This is a genomic window from Luteimonas salinisoli, assembly GCF_013425525.1.
Classification (GTDB): domain Bacteria; phylum Pseudomonadota; class Gammaproteobacteria; order Xanthomonadales; family Xanthomonadaceae; genus Luteimonas; species Luteimonas salinisoli.
Genome location: NZ_JACCKA010000076.1, coordinates 1 through 17,090, shown reverse-complemented (window position 1 = coordinate 17,090; position 17,090 = coordinate 1). Strand labels below are relative to the sequence as shown.

Sequence of the window (17,090 nt, the reverse complement as noted above, 5' to 3'; positions counted from 1 at the left end):
TTGGGCTCCGGAGCCGGTGCAGCGGAGCAAGCTCCGCTCTACGTGGGCTCCGGAGCCGGTGCAGCGGAGCAAGCTCCGCTCTACATGGGCGCCGGAGCCTGCGTCGCTGAGCAAGCTCCGCGTTATGTCCAGCCGGTGAGATAGAACAGGCCGATCACCGCGAACACCGTCGCGGTGCTGATCACGGTGACGGCGAAGATGTCTGCATAGGACTGGCGGTGGGTCAGGCCGGTCACCGCCAGCAGGGTGATCACCGCGCCGTTGTGCGGCAGCGTGTCCATGCCGCCGGAGGCCATCGCGGCGATCCTGTGCAGCACCTCCATCGGGATGCCGACGGCCTGGGCGCTGGCGATGAAGCTGTCCGACATCGCCGCCAGGGCGATGCTCATCCCGCCCGACGCCGAGCCGGTGATGCCGGCCAGCGCGGTCACCGTGATCGCCTCGTTGACCAGCGGGTCGGGGATGCCGTTGAGGGCGTTGGCCACCAGCAGGAAGCCCGGCAGCGCGGCGATGACCGCGCCGAAGCCGTACTCCGAGGCGGTGTTCATCGATGCCAGCAGGGCGCCGCCGATCGCGGCCCGGGTGCCCTCCGCGAAGCGCTCGGTGACCGGCCGCCACGCCAGTACCAGCACGCTGAGGATGCCGACCAGCAGCGCACCCTGGACCGCCCAGATCGCGGCCACCCGCGGCACCTCCTGCACCACCGGCGCCGCTTCGCCCATGATCGACGGCATGAAGCTGTGGCTGTCGCCGTAGAGCCGCGGAATCAGCACGGTGAACACCTTGTTGGTCACGCCCACCAGGACCAGCGGCAGCAGCGCCACCAGCGGGTGCGCCAGCCGGCCACCGCTGAACGGCTCCGGCTCGTTGCGCAGTTCGCTGCCGTAGCCCTCGCCGGCTGCCAGCGCGCGGCGGCGGCGCCATTCCAGGTACAGCATGCCGAAGGCGAAGATCAGCACCGAGCCGATGGTGCCGAGGACCGGCGCCGCCCAGGAATCGGTGCCGAAGAACGCCGTCGGGATGATGTTCTGGATCTGCGGCGTGCCCGGTAGCGCCATCATCGTGAAGGTGAAGGCGCCGAGCGCGATCGTGCCCGGAATCAGGCGCTTGGGGATGTCGCTCTGGCGGAACAGTTCCGCAGCGAAGGGATACACCGCGAAGACCACCACGAACAGCGATACGCCGCCGTAGGTGAGCAGGGCGCAGACCACGACGATCGACAGCAGCGCGCGCTGCGGCCCGAACAGGCGGATGGTCGCGGCGACGATGGATCTGGAGAAGCCCGAGAGCTCGATCAGCTTGCCGAACACCGCGCCGAGCAGGAACACCGGGAAGTACAGCTTCAGGAAGCCGACCATCTTGTCCATGAACAGCCCGGTGAACATCGGCGCCACCAGGCTCGGGTCGGTCAGCAGCACTGCGCCCATCGCCGCCACCGGCGCGAACAGGATCACGCTGTGGCCGCGGTAGGCGACGACCATCAGGAAGCTCAGCGCGCCGAGCACGATCAGCAGGGCCATCGCGGGTCCGGTCCGGAAATGCCGGCGGCCAGTGTGTTCGGCCGGCGACGGACGGCCCATTGTCCGAAGGTACGATGCCCCCCCTGGCGTCCCTTGCCTACGCTTTCCCTCGGCGGCGACCGGCCGCATGCACCGTCATTCGCGAGGGGAGCACGATGAAGCGCGCCACGACCCGGTACACCGCCTTGAGCATCGCGATCGCCCTGGGGCTGTCGACGCCCGCATTCGCCCAGGACCCCGGTACCGCGACCGGCCCGGAAACGGAGCCGACCACGCTCGGCGCCATCAAGGTGACCGCGCGCAAGCGCGAGGAGACCCTGCAGGACGTGCCGGTGGCGGTCACCGCGTTCACCCCGGAAACGCTCGACAAGCTCAACGTGCAGGACATCGGCGATCTCGGTCCGCAGGTACCGAACCTCACGATCTACGCCGCGCGCGGCTCCACCAGCACGGCCACGGCCTACATCCGCGGCGTCGGCCAGGCCGACCCGCTGTGGGGCGTCGATCCGGGCGTGGGCATCTATCTCGACGACGTCTACGTCGCCCGGCCGCAGGGCGCGCTGCTGGACGTCTTCGACGTCGGCCGCATCGAGGTGCTGCGCGGCCCGCAGGGGACGCTGTACGGCAAGAACACCATTGGCGGCGCGATCAAGTACGTCAGCCGCGAACTGCCGACCGACCTGGGCGGCTTCGCCCAGGTCACGGCCGGCAACCACAACCAGCTCGACGTGAAGGGCGCGATTGGTGGCCCGATCGGCGGCAGCGACGCGCTGCGCGCGCGGCTGTCGCTGGCCAGCATGAACCGCGACGGCTTCGGCACCAACCTGGAGAGCGGCCAGGAGGTCAGCGACAAGGAGATCAACGCCGCGCGCTTCCAGCTCGGCGCCTTCGCCAGCGAGCGCTTCGACGTGCAGTTCGCGCTCGACTACATGGACGACCGCTCCGGCGTGCGCGGCGGCAAGTTGCTGGCGCCGAACCCCCTGGCGCCGGCCCATGCGCCGCTCGACCACCGCTACGACATCCGCAGCGGCATGCCCAACGTCAACGACACCGAGATGAAGGGCGCTTCGGCCACGCTCAACTGGCGGCCCAACCTGGACTGGGCGTTCAAATACGTCGTCGCCAAGCGCGAATCCGACACCGAGACCAACATCGACTTCGACCAGACCCCGCTCCAGCTCGTCGACGTGCGCGCGTTCTACAGCGACAGCCAGGTCAGCCACGAGCTGCAGGCCAACTTCGACGGCGGCGGCCGCGCGCGCGGCGTGATGGGCTTCTACTATTTCGACGGCGAGGCCGGCGGCCAGGTGCTCAACCGCTTCGAGAACCCGCTGCTTCCGCCGTCGCTGACCAACCCGCTGTTCGGCGATACCCAGGGCAAGGTATTCACCGAGAGCTACGCCCTGTACGCCGACTGGACCTTCGACCTCGGCGACCGCCTCAGTCTCGACGTCGGTGCCCGCTACACCGACGAGGACAAGCACGCCATCGCCCTCAACCGGTTCTATACCGACGCCACCTACGCCACGTCCTGGGGCACGGCCGCCAACTTCGACAAGACCGTCAACTTCAAGAACGTCTCGCCGAAGGTGTCGCTGGACTACGAGGTCGCTCCGGACATCATGGTGTACGGGCTCGCATCGCGCGGCTTCAAGTCCGGCGGCTACAACATCCGCGCCAACACCACTGCGATCCCGCGCTCGGGCGAGCCGTTCGACGACGAGCAGGTGGACAGCTACGAGATCGGCAGCAAGATGGCGCTGCTCGACCAGCGCCTGTTCCTCAACGCGGCCTATTTCCACAACAGGTACAAGGACATCCAGCTGTCGGTGTTCACGTCCTACACGCTGCCGGACGGCAGCACCAGCTTCTTCGGCGACTTCACCAACGCCGGCCGCGGCACGGTGCAGGGCGTCGAGGTGGAATACCAGTTCCTGCCGACGGCGAACTGGCTGATCAGCGGCAACCTGGCGTGGCTGGATGCGAAGTACGACGAGTTCATCAGCGGCGGCGTCGACATCGCCGACACCCAGGAGTTCACCAATGCCCCCGAGTTCTCCGGTGCGCTGAACGTCGAGTACCGCACCGACCTGGCCAACGGCGGCAACCTCTCGGCGCGCGTGGGCTATACGTACCAGTCCGAAGTGTGGCCGACGACCGACCTGAGTCCGGAAATCCGCCAGTCCGGCTACGGCCTGATCGGCGCCGGCGTGATCTGGCGCATCGACGATGCCTGGTCGCTGTCGCTGCAGGGCAGCAACCTGGCCGACCAGGAATACCGCACCACCGGCTACAACATCGGCGCCTACGGCGTGCTGACCGGGTTCTACGGCGCACCGCGCCAGTACAGCCTGAGCGTGCGTTACGACTTCTGAGCGGGCCCGGCGGGAACGCCCCGGCAGGACTGGATCCGGCCCGTGGGCCCCGGGACCTCGTGGGAGCGAGGGAAGTCGCGACCGCTTCGTCGGGCGTTTCCGTCCCTCGCACACCGGAGCACGGAGCACCGGCGACGTAGCGATCCCGGGATGCGCTGCTGCGCTATGCTCGCTCGCGTGACGACCGCCGGCCGGGACGAAATGGGAGAGGGGACCGAACGCGAACCCGAGCGCCGATGCTGAGCGTCGGCGTGGTCGTGCTCGCGGCCGGCCTGTGGCTGGGGCTGATGTTCGCCGCGGCGCTGTTCGGGGAGCGGCATCCGGGCGTCCTGGCGAAGCATTGGCGGCACGTCTACGCGCTGTCGCTGGCGGTGCACTGCACCTCCTGGACGTTCTACGGCACGGTCACCCAGGCGGCGCGCTACGGCTGGCCGCTGCCGCCGACGTTCCTAGGCGCGATCGTCTTCTACACGGTGGCCTTCGCCTTCATGACGCGGCTGGTCCGGCTGGCGCGCGAGAGCAACGCCACCTCGCTGGCCGACCTGATCGCGACCCGCCTGGGCAAGGACGCCTGGCTCGCCGCCACCATCACCCTGGTCGCGGCGCTCGGGCTGATTCCCTACATCGCACTGCAGCTCAAGGCGGTGGCGATGAGCTTCGCCACCCTCACCGGCAGCCTGTCCCGCGGTCTGGAGGAGGTGCCGCCGTGGCGCGACAGCGCGCTGTACGTGGCGCTGGCGATGGCGCTGTTCACCATGCTGTTCGGCACCCGCCGCGCCAGCGCCGCCGAACACAATCGCGGCCTGGTGCTGGCGATGGCCTTCGAATCGCTGTTCAAGCTGGCGGCGATGCTGGCGCTCGGGGCGTTCGTATGGTTCGCGCTGGAGCCGCTGCCGGAGGTGCCGGCGCCGCCGCTGCAGGACGTCGGTGGCTTCGTGCCGCTGGTGCTGCTGGGCGGGCTGGCGATGTTCATCCTGCCGCACCAGTTCCACGTCGCCGTGGTGGAGTGCCGCGACGAGCGCGACGTGCGCACCGCGCGCTGGCAGTTCCCGCTGTACCTGCTGCTGATCGCCATCCCCGGTTTGCCGCTCGCCCATGCCGGCATGGCCCTGCTCGGCGACGGCGTGCCTTCGGACATGTACGCGCTGGCGGTGCCGCTGTCGCAGGGCGGCGAGGGCATCGCCCTGTTCGCCTTCCTCGGCGGCCTCAGCGCGGCCACCGGCATGGTGATCGTCAGCACGCTCACGCTCAGCCTGATGATCGGCAATCACTGGTTCGCGCCCGGCCTGTTGCGCGGGGCATGGTCGCGGGGGCAGGGCGACGACCATCGCGGCGGCCTGTTGCTGCTGCGCCGCACAGGCATCGTCGCGATCATGCTGCTGGCCTGGGCCTACAGCCGGATGGTCGGCGACAGCGACGCGCTGGCCGATATCGGCGCGGTGTCGTTCTCGGCACTGGCGACGCTGGCGCCGGCGCTGGCGTTCGCGGTGTGGCGTCCGCAGACCCCGGCGCGTGCGGCCACCGCCGGGGTGCTGGCGGCCTTCACGGTGTGGGCCTGGGTGATGCTGGTCCCGGCGCTCGTGGCGCCCGTCGCGCCATGGCTGGTCGACGGGCCGCTGGGCCTGGGCTGGCTGGCGCCGGACGCGCTGTTCGGCCTGACCGGCTGGAGCCGACTGGGGCGCGCGGTGGGTGCGACGCTGTTCACCGGCACCCTGACCACGGTGCTGGTGGCGCTGCTGGACCGGGGCGAACGTGGCGGCCCGCTGCGCGGCATCGATCGCCAGGCGCTCGGCAACGCCGGGCGCCGCTTTCTTCCGCAGGGGCTGGTGGAGTCGCTGCTGCGCGACGCGCCCGCCGAAGGTCCGGTGCCGGCGCCGCTGGAATCGCGCATGGAGCGCGAACTGTCGGCGGTCCTGGGCAGCGCCTCGGCACGCCTGCTGCTCGACGCGGCCCGGCGCGAGTCCGGTCCGGACCTGGAGACGGTGGCGGCGATCGTCGGCGAGGCCTCGCAGGACCTGCGCTTCAACCAGCGGGTGCTCGAGGCCGCCCTGGAGAACATGAGCCAAGGCATCAGCGTGGTCGACGCCGAGTTGCGGCTGGTGGCCTGGAACGCACGCTATGCCGAGCTGTTCGGATTTCCGCCGGAGTTGCTGCGCGTCGGCGTGCCGGTGGCGGAACTGGTGCGCTTCAACCTCGGCCGCGGCCTGCTGGGCGCGGTGCCGGTGGAGGCGGAGGTCGACAAGCGGCTGCGGCACATGCGTGCCGGCACCCCTTACGTCGCCGAGCGGCGTTTTCCGCGGCGGGGTGGGTCGGCGGGCGACGCCGCCGAGGGCCTCGTCGTGGAAATCCGCGGCAACCCGATGCCCGGCGGCGGCTTCGTGGCCACCTTCACCGACGTCACCGCGTTCCGCAGCACCGAGCGCGCGCTGCGCACCGCCAACGAGACCCTGGAACAGCGTGTGGCCGAGCGCACCGCAAGCCTCGACCTGGCCAGGCGCGAGGCCGAGCGTGCCAACGACGCCAAGAGCCGGTTCCTGGCCGCTGTCGGCCACGACCTGATGCAGCCGCTGCACGCCGCGCAGCTGTTCGCCGACGCGCTGGCGCAGCAGATCGGCGACGCTGCACATCGCGGCCAGCTGCGACAGTTGCGGGGCGCGCTCGATTCCACCGGCGACCTGCTGACCGGGCTGTTCGACATGTCGCGGCTGGAGGCGGGCGGCCTGGTGCCGCAGCCGCGGTCCTTCCCGCTATCCGAGGTGCTCGACCCGCTGGCCTCGGAGTTCGCCGCGCTGGCCGCCGAAAACGCACTCGCCTTCCGCTACCGGCCCAGCGCCGCGTGGACGCGCAGCGACCCGCAACTGCTGCGGCGCGTGCTGCAGAACTTCCTCGCCAACGCGGTGCGCTACACGCGCTCCGGTGCGGTGCTGCTCGGCGTACGCCGCGCTGGCGGGAGCCTGCGCGTCGAGGTGCACGACACCGGCCCGGGCATCGCGGCACCGCAGCGCCGGCTGATCTTCGAGGAGTTCCGTCGCGGCGAGGATGCGAGGGGCCAGGGGTTGGGGTTGGGCCTGGCGATCGCCGAGCGTGTCGCGGGACTGCTCGATGCACCGCTGGACCTGCGCAGCGAGATCGGCCGGGGGACGGTGTTCTCGCTGGCGCTGCCGCGGCTGCCGACGGCCGAGGCGCCGCGCGGCAGCGGCGCGCGCAGCGGCCTGGCCGGTGCTCGTGCGCTGCTGGTCGACAACGATCCCATGGCGCTCGAGGCGCTGGCGAGGCTGCTGCGCGGCTGGAACTGCGAAGTGATGGCAGTCGCCGATGGCGCAGCGGCGGAGGCCGCGCTGTCCGAGCGTCCCGCGACGCTCTGGCTGTTCGACTATCACCTCGACGGCGGCGATACCGGGGTGGCGCTGCACGCGCGGCTGGCGGCGCGCTTCGGCGCGCGGCCGGCCCTGATCCTCAGCGCCGACGACGGCGGCGAGGTGCGCCGCGACGTGCTCGACACCGGTCTGGCGCTGCTCGGCAAGCCGCTGCGGCCGCTGGCGCTGAAGTCGGTGCTCGACCGGCTGCTCGCCAGCCGCGGGTGAGCGCACGCACCGGCCGTCCGCCGCGCTCGCCTACAATCGCGTTTTCTTCGGAGCCGCGCAGCGCATGCCGTACACGCCCATCGTCGCCACCCTCGGTTACGTGCTCTCGCCGGACCGCAGCCGGGTGCTGCTGGTCCACCGCAACGCCCGCGACGACGATCATCACCTGGGGAAATACAACGGCCTCGGCGGCAAGCTGGAGGCGGACGAGGACGTGGTGGCGGGCATGCGCCGCGAGATCATGGAGGAGGCCGGGATCGCCTGCGAGCAGATGCAGCTGCGCGGGACCATTAGCTGGCCGGGCTTCGGCAAGGGCGGGGAAGACTGGCTCGGGTTCCTGTTCCTGGTCACCCGCTACGCCGGCACGCCGTTCGAGCGCAATCCCGAGGGCAGCCTGGAATGGGTGGCGATCGACAGGATCATGGAACTGCCGCTGTGGGACGGCGACCGCCACTTCCTGCCGCTGGTCTTCGACGCCGACCCGCGGGCCTTCCACGGGGTGATGCCCTACCGCGACGGGCGCATGGTGTCCTGGTCCTGCTCGCGGATCTGATCCGGTGTCGCCCGCGGGTCAGCGAGCGACGCGGCGCGCCGGGTCGACGATCTCCAACTCGCGCAGGATCACCCCGGCGTGGGTGCGGTTGCGCGCGCCCAGCTTCTCGAAGATCGCCGACAGGTGCGCCTTGACGGTGCGCTCCTGCACGTCCAGGCGGTCGGCGATCTGCTTGTTCAGCAGCCCCTGGGCGACCAGGGTGAGCACCCGGAACTGCTGCGCGGTGAGGCTTGCCAGGCGTGCGGCGAGGTCGCGGTCCTGCGGCAGCGAGCCGGCACGCTGCACCGGCCCGCGCAGCGCCGGCGGCAGCCACTGTTCGCAGGCCAGTACGCTGCGGATCGCCTGGCGCATCTCGTCCAGCCCGGTGCTCTTGGGGACGTAGCCGGCGGCGCCGTGGTCGAGGGCGCGGCGGATCACCTGCGGGTCCTCGTTGGCCGAGACCAGGGCCACCGCGACCGCGGGATACTGGGCGCGGATCGCCGCCAGACCGGCCAGGCCGTGGTTGCCGGGCATGTGCAGGTCGAGCAGCACCAGATCGATGTCGCTGCGCTCCTCCAGTACACCGAGCACGGCTTCGAAGGTGTCCGCCTCGCACACCGTGATGTCGGGCGCGGCATCGGCCGCGGCGCCGCGCAGCGCGGCGCGGAACAGGGGATGGTCGTCGGCGATCAGCAGGACCGGCATGCGGCGATTGTAGGCGAGGCCGCTATAGGCGAGGCCGCTGCAGGCGAGCCCGCGTCCGCGGTGGTACCAAAGTACGATGCCGGCGCCGGGGCGCGCTGCTAATGTCCCCCGATGATCATCATCCCCGTGCGCGTTCCGGTCCTGGCGGCGGCCGTGCTGCTGGTAGCCTGTGCCGCCGGGCCGCAGCGCCCGGCCACGGAGCCCGCGATGTTCACCCAGCCGCGCACCAGCGAGCACCGCGGCGCCGACGATCTGCTCAGTGCCGGGCTCGGCCTGGATGGGCTGAGGGCGACGGCGCCGCCGCCGTTCGCCGATCCGGAACACCCGACCGCGGCCGAGCGGCGCCGCCGGGCGCTGTGGAGCAACTGGCGCGGCATCGCCGACCTGATGCCGGGGGGCGGCTACGGCGAGTTCTACGGCAGCCTGGCCGCGGTGCCCGGCCGCGAGTTCCATGCCATGGCGACGCTGCCTCGCGCGCGCCATCCGCACCGGGTGATGCTGCAGCTGCCCGACGGATTCGACCTGCAGCGGCGCTGCGTGGTCGTGACCGCATCCTCGGGCTCGCGCGGCGTGTATGGCGCGATCGCGGTGGCGGGCGCGTGGGGTCTGCCGCGTGGCTGTGCGGTGGCCTATACCGACAAGGGCGCGGGCACCGACTACTTCGATCTCGATGCGGACCTCGGCGTCGACGGCGATGGCGGCGTGGCCGAAGCGGCGAGTGCCGCCTTCGTGCCCGGCGCCGCGCAGGCCGCGACCGGCATCGCGATCAAGCACGCGCATTCGCAGGACAACCCCGAGGCGGACTGGGGCCGCCACGTGCGCCAGGCGGCGGAATTCGCGCTGCGCACGCTCGATGAGGCGCTGCCGCAGGCGGCGCCGTTCACCTTCGACAACACCCGCATCATCGCCGTGGGCCTGTCCAACGGCGGCGGCGCGGTGCTGCGCGCGGCGGAGCTGGAGGGCGACTGGCTCGATGCGGTGGTCGCGGGCGCGCCGAACGTGCTCGCAAAGGGAGAAGGCGCCCGCGCGCTCTACGACTACACCACCGAGGCGGCGCTGCTGATGCCGTGCGCACTCGCGCATCCGTCGGAACTGCCGCAGTCGCCGCTGAGTGCGATCGCCGGAGCGCAGCGCGCGCCGCGATGCGAGGCGCTGGCCAAGGCCGGACTGGTCGAGGGCGGCGACATCGCCGCGCAGGCGCGCTCGGCCTGGGAGCGGCTGCGTGCCCAGGGGTGGACCGAGCAGGCCCTGCGCGCCGGTGCGCTGTCGGTCGACTTCGACCTGTGGCGCGCGGTCGCGGTCACCTATGCGTCCGCCTACGGCCGCCATGGCCCCGGCGAGCATCCTTGCGGCTACGGATTCGCCGCCCAGCACCCGGATTTCTCGCCGCGCGCGGCCACCGCGGCCGAGCGCGCCGCCTGGTGGAGCGACGCGTCGGGCATCCCGCCCGGGGCGGGGGTGGGCATCGTCGATCCGCATGCGGCCACCGCGGCCGCGCCGGCGGATCCCGCCCTGCCGGGCCTGCAGTGCCTGCGCGCGCTGTGGGAAGGGACCGCCGCGGACGGCGACCGCCTCCGCGCCGGCGTGGCCGCTACCCGGGCCGGACCGCCGCGCGCCGGGCTGCCGCTGCTGGTGGTGCACGGCGCCGACGACGGCCTGATCCCGCTCGCCTTCAGCAGCGCGCCGTACGTGGCCGCCGCGCGTGCCGCCGGCCGCGAAGTGGGGTTCTGGCAGGTCCGCGGCGCCCAGCATTTCGATGCGTTCCTCGCCCTGCCGGACTATGCGGCGCGCTACGTACCGCTGCTGCCGTACGTGTACGCCGCACTCGACCGCGTCGAGGCGCACCTGGACGGCGCCGCGGGCCTGCCGGCGGATGCGGTGATCGATGCATCCCCGCGCGCTGCCGGCGGGGCGCTCGACGCGGAGTCGCTGGCGATCCCGCGCTGACGGACCTGAGAGATCGGGGCACGACGTGCGCCGGCAGGCGAGAAGCGGCCTCGTTCCGGGGACGTCCGCCGCCGTGGACAGGACGAGCTGCAGGCCGCTTCACGCGGCGTCTGGCAGGCTGCAGGCCAGACGAGTCCCGGAAGGGCTGCCATGCCGCAACGCCATTTTTCGATGCTTCGCGAGTTTCAGCTCGCCGACTGGTTCACCCTGGCCAACGCCTTCTGCGGTACCGGCGCGGTATTCGCCGCGATGCGCTACCTGCAGGAGGGCGGGGTGCGCGACCTGCTCGCAGGCATGGCGCTGATCCCGCTGGCGTTCGTGTTCGATGCGCTCGACGGCCGCATCGCGCGCTGGCGCAAGGTGGCTTCGACGCTGGGGCGCGAGCTCGACTCGCTGGCAGACGTGATCTCCTTCGGCGTCGCGCCCGCGGCGCTGGGCTACGCCTGCGGACTGCAGGGCGGCTGGGACTGGATCGTGCTGAGCTACTTCGTCGGCTGCGGGGTCAGCCGCCTGGCGCGCTACAACGTCACCGCCGAGTCGCTCGCCGGCGGCGGCGACAAGGTGAAGCACTTCGAGGGCACCCCGATCCCGACCAGCCTGGCGATCGTGGTGCTGCTGGCGGTGCTGGCCTGGCACGGCCGGATCGGCGAGGACCTGTGGCTGGGGCAGTGGCAGCTGGGGCCCTGGCAGCTGCATCCCCTGGTTCTGGTGTTCGCCCTGTCCGGGACGCTGATGATCAGCAAGACACTGCGCATCCCCAAGTTCTGAGCCGTGCACGGCACCGTAAACGGTGCGTTGCTATGATCGCCGCAGGACCTGGAGGCAGCGATGGGCAACGGCGCGACGAACGAGGCGGTGGGCGAATTCGAGAAGCTGGCACGGCAGTACTGGAGCGCCTGGGGCGAGGCCATGCGCACTGCGGCTCCGTCGTCGGCGACGGCTTCGGGACCCGCCCACGCGGGCATGCAGGCTTGGCACGACGCGATCGACTGGTGGACGAAGTCCGTCCACGGCAGCCGCGCCGGGGTCAACGATGCGGTCGGGCGCTTCCAGCAGCAGGCGCACGGGTGGTTCGGGCAGATGCAGCAGGTCGCGGCGCAGTTCGCCGGGCAGCAAGGCAGTGCGGCGGAGATCGCCAAGGCATGGCGGCAGGCGCTCGGGGCGACCGGCGAGAACCCGTTCCCCGAGATGTTCCGCAGCATGCGCGGGCATGGGCTGCAGGGCCTGGACCAGTGGATCGACGACGCTTCGCCGTACCTGGATGCCTGGCGCCGGGAGAGCGCTTCCTGGCTGCGCATGCCCGCATTCGGACCCGGGCGCGAGCAGCAGGAGCGGCTGCAGGCGCTGGCCCAGGCTCAGGCCGAGTACCAGGAACACAACAGCGCCTACAACGCGCTGATGGCGAAGGCGGCGCAGTCCGCGCTGGAAATCTTCGAGGACCGCCTGCTCGAGCGGGAGGAGCCGGGCCGCCAGATCGAATCGCCGCGCGCACTGTTCGACCTGTGGATCGATGCCGCCGAGGAGGCCTACGCCGAGATCGCGCTGTCGGAAGAGTTCCGGGCCGTGTACGGCCGGCTGGTGAACGCGCAGATGCGTCTGCGCGCGGGCATCCAGCGCCAGGTCGAGGAGATCAGCGCCATGTTCGGCATGCCCACGCGCAGCGAGCTGGACGGGGCGCATCGCAAGATCGTCGAACTCGAGCGTGCGATCAGGCGCATGCGCGACGACGCGCGGCCGGCGCAGGCGCCGGTGGGTCGCACCGCCGGACGGGCGGTAGCGACACCGAATAAGCCCGCCTCGGCGAGCGCCGGGAGTGCCGTCGGGAAGGCGACGCGGAAGGCCACGAAGAAGCGCGCGAAGCAGGCCGCGCCCACGGCCGCGAAAAAGACTGCGAAGAAGACTGCGAAGAAGACCGTGAAGAAGACTGCCGGCAAGTCGACTGGCACGGCCGGCAGGGCGGCGACGCGCAAACGGCCTACCGGCAGGAGGACGCTGAAATGACCGGTCCGCTCAATATCAGCCCGGCGCGTATCGCCGAGGAGGCGGTGCGTTTCCAGCAGAAGCTCGGTGCGGGCCTGGACACCCTGCGCGAGGTCGACGATGTCGACTACGGGGCGACGCAGAAGCAGGAAGTCTGGCGCGACGGCAAGACGGTGCTGTACCGCTTCATCGGGGAAAAGGCGCCGACCGCGAAGGTGCCGCTGCTGATCTGCTACGCGCTGGTCAACCGCCCCTACATGGTCGACCTGCAGTCCGACCGTTCGATCGTCAAGAACCTGCTGGCGCTGGGCGAGGACGTGTACATCATCGACTGGGGCTACCCGGACCGCTCGGACCGCTTCCTCGACCTCGAGGACTACATCGGACGTTTCCTCGGCGGCGCGGTGGACCACCTGTGCGACGCGCACGGGCTCGATTCGATCAACCTGCTCGGCATCTGCCAGGGCGGCGCGTTTTCGCTGTGCTACGCCGCGCTGCATCCCGAGCGGATCCGCAACCTGATCACCATGGTCACCCCGGTGGACTTCCACACCCCGGACAACATGCTGTCGAACTGGACCCGGGAGATGGACGTCGACCTGTTCGTCGACACGCTCGGCAACGTCCCGGCCGACATGATGAATTTCTGCTACCTCACGCTGAAGCCGTGGCGGCTGTTCGTGCAGAAGTACGTCGGCCTGGTGGACATCCTCGACGACCGCAAGTCGGTGGAGGATTTCCTGCGCATGGAGAAGTGGATCTTCGACTCTCCGGACCAGGCGGGGGAGGCCTTTCGCCAGTTCATCAAGCAGTTCTACCAGGGCAACGGCTTCGTCAACGGCGGGATCGAGATCGGCGGGCGCGAGGTGCACTTGGGCATGGTGGAGATGCCGATACTCAACATCTTCGCCGAGCAGGACCACCTGGTGCCGCCTGCCGCGTCGCGGGCGCTGCGCGGCCTGGTGGGCTCGGACGACTATTCGGAGTTGTCGTTCCGTGGCGGCCATATCGGCATCTACGTTTCCGGGCGCGCGCAGAAGGAGGTGCCCTCGGCGATCCACGAGTGGCTGGCGGCGCGCTCGGCCTGAACCAGCCGAGGCCGGCCGCGCCCCTCCACGCCGCCTTGCGAGGCACGCGCTAGACTTGCGGCAACGTGATTTCCGCGAGCTTGCGCCCATGAGCCATCCAACCCTGTCCCGTTCGATCAACGACCGCGTCATTGCCGGTGTGATGGGCGGCATCGCCCGGCGCTTCGGCTGGAGCTCCACGATGGTGCGGGTGCTGTTCGTGGTGGTGTCGATCCTGTCGGCGGCCTTCCCCGGGATCCTGGTGTACCTGGTGCTGTGGCTGGTGATGCCGGAAGGCGACTGACCAGCCGTGACCCGGGCGTCGGACTGGCCGCTGTGCGCGCTCGGCGTCCTGTGGACCCTGCCCAATACCGTGCTCGGCCTGGGGGCCGGTGCCGCCGGGCTGGCATTCGGCGCCACGGCGCGGCTGGACCGTCGCGAACTCGCGATCGTATTCCAGCGCTGGCCGTGGGGTCCGGGGGGCGCCATGACCCTGGGCAACGTGATCCTGCATACCGCCGACTCGCTGGACGCCCCGTGCTTCACCTACGCCCACCGCGCCGGGCACTGCGAGGAGCCCGCGGTGCGGATCGGCGACCACGAGCGCGCCCACGTCCTGCAGTACATGGCGCTGGGGCCGCTGTTCCTGCCGCTGTACCTGCTGTGCGGCGGAATCAGCGTGCGCAACCGCTTCGAGCGCGCCGCCGACCGCTATGCGCGCACCGGTCGCGGCTGGTGGCCCTGGGGTTGAGGCCGCCTGCCGACGAATGGCCAACGGGTTTTGACGCTGCCCTAACGGTGCCTGCGCTAACCTGCGCACGTCGAAGAAAAAGCGAAAGGCGAAAGCCGGACGCAATCGCTTCGACAAGGAAGGCTCAGCCGATCGGGATAACACCCGAAAGACTGGGCCTTCTGCTTTTCCGGGGCGGGCAAGCCGGCTGGGGTTCAGGAGCCGGACCGCTCACCGGAATCCGCGGTAGGCGGCCGCTCAACGGCTTCCGTCGCGGATCTTCCGCAGGGCATGAGGTTTCCCGCCCAGCCCCTTGTCTGACGTAGTTCGTTGCAGGTCGACGCCGCGGTTGCGTATCGCGGCGCCGGACTGCTGCGCCATGCCGGCGCGTCGCCCCGCCAGGAAAGACGTTGGCCGCCGCGACGTCCTGGGCAGACGAAATGCGCGCCGCCCCCGGTGTGGGCGGGCGGTAGCGGCGTTATCTGGTTTCCCGTCCGCCGGCCTTGGGCTCGACCTGCGCGTTGCCGTACGGCCCACGCAGCTCCGGCTCGGCGATCCACTCGGCCAGAAGGCGCAGGTAACCGTCCGGGTGACGCAACATGACGCGCTGGCCGTCCTCCTCGGCGTACTCGTAAATGCCGTGGTCGGTGCCCGGGAATACCACCAGGTCGAGCGGGCGCCCCTCGGCCTGCAGCGCGCGCAGCCGGCGAAGGGTCTCGACGTTCGGCGCCTCGCGGTCCTCCGCGGCGACGACCCACAGCTGCGGGACCTCGAGTGCGGCGAGCACCGGCAGGGGCTCGTAGTCCCAGCTGGTGCCGCGGTCCGACCGCATGGCGATGCGGCGCACCAGCCACTGCGGCGCCCAGCCCCGGATTTCCAGTACCTGGCCGCTGAATTCGCCCTGGATGTCGGCGAACCACGGTTCGTCGCCATAGGCATCCTGCACTGCGGCCAGTTCTTCGTAGCCCTCGGTGAAACCGGAGGCCATCAGCCGTGCGGTGGCGTCGGTGACCTCGCGCGCGCGCTCCAGCACGTCGGGGCCGTGCCCGGCCGCGCGCAGGTCGTCCATCACCTGCTCGCGGTCCTCGGCCAGGGCGCCCTCGGCCAGGCCGAACAGCGCCGCCACGTAGTCCACGCTGGTCTTGGAGGCCGCCAGCGGTGCGATCCACCCGCCCTGGCTGCCGCCGACGAAGCCGATGCGCGAGAAGCCGGCCGGCTGCAGCCGTCGCGCTTCGGCCAGGGCGGCGACGGCGTCGTCGGCCAGCACGTGGAAGTCCTGGGTGTATTCGCCCTCCGAACCGCCGGTACCGCGCTTGTCGTAGACGAATACCGCCACCCCCTGCGCCGGCAGCAGGTACTGGGTGGGGTAGATGTCGACTGCGGAGTAGTCCTCGGAACCGTGCAGCAGCACCGCCAGCGGCATCGGGCCGTTGGCCTGCTCCGGCAGCACCAGGCGGCCGCGGAGGGAGATGTCGCCGCTGCGGAAGCTGGTGTCGTGCGTGTCCAGCGTCATCCGGCGCGCGGTACCGGACGGGCCGTCCTCGAGCGCGAAGCGCATGCGCCCGGCGGGGCAGGGCTCGAAGGTCGCGGTGGCGACAGGCTCGGTTCCCTCGCCGCGCCAGCCTTCGCGGGCGCTGTAGGCAGGTCCCTCGCCGCCAGGCGCGAACAGGCCGCTGCGGCCGTCGACCAGGCGGTAGCGCAGCCCGCCGGTGACCGGCGAAAGTGCCAGCAGCTCGCCGCTGTCCATGCGCCACGCACCCGCCTGGCAGGCGAGTTCCTCGGGGAGGGGCGGCGTTGCTTCCTCATCCGAACAGCCGGCCAGCAGTACGGAAAGAAGGAGCGAGGCGGCAGTCAGCAGGGGGAAACGGCGGGACGGGAGCATTGGCGGGATCCATTCGGAGCGATCTGCGAGGGTAACCGGGGGGCGAGTTCGCAGGCCCATGCCGGAAGTGTGCGTTCACGGGTGCCGAAGGTCACCGGATGCGCTAGGCTCGGGTGACCTCACCGGGAGGCCGTACCATGAGCGGGTTCCGCGACGACGCACCACCCTGGTCCTTCTTCATCCCGGTCACGCTTGCGGTGATCGTCGGCGTTCTGGCCGCCAATGCGATCCGCTACGCGGTGACCACGGTGCTGTCGGACGACCCCGGCGGACGCTCGGAGGAACCGCGAACCCGCCCCGCGGCCGAGCGCACGGAAGAAGCTCCGCAGCCGGCGCCCGCGGGGGAGACGCCTGCAGACGCGGCGACAGAAAGCGCCGCGCAGGCCTCCGGCGCGATGGCGGAGAACGAGCCCGCCGGGATGGCACCCCCGGACGTGGCGCAAGAGCCTCCCGGAGCGGGTGATGGCGCTGCTGCCGGCCAGCCATCCGGCCTGCAGCAGTTGCCAGGGCCGCTGAGCGCTCGGCGCGACCAGGTCGAGGCCGCCTGCATCAACGGCACCGTGACCTACCGCAGTGGGAATGGCTGGGAACAGGCGCTGGAGAACGACGCGCCCGTACGCTGCATCGCTACGTCGCCCTGACCGGCCATGCGCGCGCACGACCCGCTCCCACGTGTCGACTCCCCCTGATCAGGTCCACGCATAACTAGAGGTTTCCGGGTGATGGATGATCCGGTACTCGACTGGGGTGAGGTCGTTGAGGGAGTCG

The 17,090-nt window shown here is 70.9% G+C and carries 13 protein-coding genes; 10 read left to right on the top strand and 3 right to left on the bottom strand.

The window, feature by feature from the left end; all coding sequences use genetic code 11:
* Positions 1–122 precede the first annotated feature (122 nt).
* Positions 123–1,520: a GntP family permease gene (locus tag H0E84_RS13515; RefSeq protein WP_180679183.1), complete on the bottom strand. Its 1,398-nt coding sequence runs from the start codon at positions 1,518–1,520 to the stop codon at positions 123–125.
* Between the two features lie 155 nt (positions 1,521–1,675).
* Between H0E84_RS13515 and H0E84_RS13510 the strand changes: the two genes are divergently transcribed.
* The 3 genes from H0E84_RS13510 to H0E84_RS13500 all read left to right on the top strand — a co-directional run bounded on the left by H0E84_RS13510 (position 1,676) and on the right by H0E84_RS13500 (position 8,032).
* Positions 1,676–3,895 carry a TonB-dependent receptor gene (locus H0E84_RS13510; RefSeq protein ID WP_180679182.1) on the top strand — a complete coding sequence of 740 codons (2,220 nt, stop codon included), beginning with the start codon at positions 1,676–1,678 and terminating at the stop codon, positions 3,893–3,895.
* A 236-nt stretch (positions 3,896–4,131) separates the two neighbouring features.
* Complete coding sequence (locus H0E84_RS13505; protein WP_180679181.1) at positions 4,132–7,479, top strand: hybrid sensor histidine kinase/response regulator; 3,348 nt, start codon at positions 4,132–4,134, stop codon at positions 7,477–7,479.
* 64 nt (positions 7,480–7,543) lie between these two features.
* The gene (locus tag H0E84_RS13500; RefSeq protein ID WP_180679180.1) at positions 7,544–8,032 is read left to right on the top strand and encodes an NUDIX hydrolase; all 489 of its coding nucleotides are present in this window, start codon (positions 7,544–7,546) and stop codon (positions 8,030–8,032) included.
* 18 nt (positions 8,033–8,050) lie between these two features.
* Here the strand turns inward: H0E84_RS13500 and H0E84_RS13495 are convergent, their stop codons facing one another.
* Positions 8,051–8,716 (bottom strand): response regulator, encoded by a 666-nt coding sequence (locus tag H0E84_RS13495; RefSeq protein ID WP_180679179.1) that lies wholly within the window; start codon positions 8,714–8,716, stop codon positions 8,051–8,053.
* A gap of 111 nt (positions 8,717–8,827) precedes the next feature.
* Between H0E84_RS13495 and H0E84_RS13490 the strand changes: the two genes are divergently transcribed.
* The 6 genes from H0E84_RS13490 to H0E84_RS13465 all read left to right on the top strand — a co-directional run bounded on the left by H0E84_RS13490 (position 8,828) and on the right by H0E84_RS13465 (position 14,461).
* Positions 8,828–10,663 carry a 3-hydroxybutyrate oligomer hydrolase family protein gene (locus H0E84_RS13490; protein ID WP_180679178.1) on the top strand — a complete coding sequence of 612 codons (1,836 nt, stop codon included), beginning with the start codon at positions 8,828–8,830 and terminating at the stop codon, positions 10,661–10,663.
* 150 nt (positions 10,664–10,813) lie between these two features.
* Positions 10,814–11,431, top strand: coding sequence for a CDP-alcohol phosphatidyltransferase family protein (locus tag H0E84_RS13485; protein WP_180679177.1), 618 nt, complete (start codon positions 10,814–10,816; stop codon positions 11,429–11,431).
* A gap of 60 nt (positions 11,432–11,491) precedes the next feature.
* Complete coding sequence (gene phaE, locus H0E84_RS13480) at positions 11,492–12,664, top strand: class III poly(R)-hydroxyalkanoic acid synthase subunit PhaE (RefSeq protein WP_180679176.1); 1,173 nt, start codon at positions 11,492–11,494, stop codon at positions 12,662–12,664.
* Complete coding sequence (locus H0E84_RS13475; protein WP_180679175.1) at positions 12,661–13,731, top strand: class III poly(R)-hydroxyalkanoic acid synthase subunit PhaC; 1,071 nt, start codon at positions 12,661–12,663, stop codon at positions 13,729–13,731. The genes phaE and H0E84_RS13475 overlap by 4 nt, the downstream gene beginning before the upstream one ends.
* Before the next feature lie 88 nt (positions 13,732–13,819).
* The gene (locus H0E84_RS13470) at positions 13,820–14,014 is read left to right on the top strand and encodes a PspC domain-containing protein (protein WP_180679174.1); all 195 of its coding nucleotides are present in this window, start codon (positions 13,820–13,822) and stop codon (positions 14,012–14,014) included.
* A gap of 6 nt (positions 14,015–14,020) precedes the next feature.
* Positions 14,021–14,461, top strand: a complete 441-nt coding sequence (locus H0E84_RS13465) for a hypothetical protein (protein ID WP_345776319.1) — start codon at positions 14,021–14,023, stop codon at positions 14,459–14,461.
* Positions 14,462–14,918: 457 nt separating this feature from the next.
* Here H0E84_RS13465 and H0E84_RS13460 read toward each other — a convergent pair whose 3' ends face one another.
* Positions 14,919–16,322 (bottom strand): alpha/beta hydrolase family protein, encoded by a 1,404-nt coding sequence (locus H0E84_RS13460; RefSeq protein ID WP_180679173.1) that lies wholly within the window; start codon positions 16,320–16,322, stop codon positions 14,919–14,921.
* A gap of 137 nt (positions 16,323–16,459) precedes the next feature.
* Between H0E84_RS13460 and H0E84_RS13455 the strand changes: the two genes are divergently transcribed.
* The gene (locus tag H0E84_RS13455) at positions 16,460–16,963 is read left to right on the top strand and encodes a hypothetical protein (protein ID WP_180679172.1); all 504 of its coding nucleotides are present in this window, start codon (positions 16,460–16,462) and stop codon (positions 16,961–16,963) included.
* Positions 16,964–17,090: the final 127 nt, after the last annotated feature.

Excerpts from the sequence above, each read along its gene's own strand:
- H0E84_RS13475 (WP_180679175.1), top strand. The coding sequence starts at position 12,661 with ATGACCGGTCCGCTCAATATCAGCCCGGCGCGTATCGCCGAGGAGGCG.
- H0E84_RS13470 (WP_180679174.1), top strand. The coding sequence starts at position 13,820 with ATGAGCCATCCAACCCTGTCCCGTTCGATCAACGACCGCGTCATTGCC.
- H0E84_RS13490 (WP_180679178.1), top strand. The coding sequence starts at position 8,828 with ATGATCATCATCCCCGTGCGCGTTCCGGTCCTGGCGGCGGCCGTGCTG.
- H0E84_RS13495 (WP_180679179.1), bottom strand. The coding sequence starts at position 8,716 with ATGCCGGTCCTGCTGATCGCCGACGACCATCCCCTGTTCCGCGCCGCG.
- H0E84_RS13510 (WP_180679182.1), top strand. The coding sequence starts at position 1,676 with ATGAAGCGCGCCACGACCCGGTACACCGCCTTGAGCATCGCGATCGCC.
- phaE (WP_180679176.1), top strand. The coding sequence starts at position 11,492 with ATGGGCAACGGCGCGACGAACGAGGCGGTGGGCGAATTCGAGAAGCTG.
- H0E84_RS13505 (WP_180679181.1), top strand. The coding sequence starts at position 4,132 with ATGCTGAGCGTCGGCGTGGTCGTGCTCGCGGCCGGCCTGTGGCTGGGG.
- H0E84_RS13460 (WP_180679173.1), bottom strand. The coding sequence starts at position 16,322 with ATGCTCCCGTCCCGCCGTTTCCCCCTGCTGACTGCCGCCTCGCTCCTT.
- H0E84_RS13515 (WP_180679183.1), bottom strand. The coding sequence starts at position 1,520 with ATGGCCCTGCTGATCGTGCTCGGCGCGCTGAGCTTCCTGATGGTCGTC.
- H0E84_RS13455 (WP_180679172.1), top strand. The coding sequence starts at position 16,460 with ATGAGCGGGTTCCGCGACGACGCACCACCCTGGTCCTTCTTCATCCCG.
- H0E84_RS13500 (WP_180679180.1), top strand. The coding sequence starts at position 7,544 with ATGCCGTACACGCCCATCGTCGCCACCCTCGGTTACGTGCTCTCGCCG.
- H0E84_RS13485 (WP_180679177.1), top strand. The coding sequence starts at position 10,814 with ATGCCGCAACGCCATTTTTCGATGCTTCGCGAGTTTCAGCTCGCCGAC.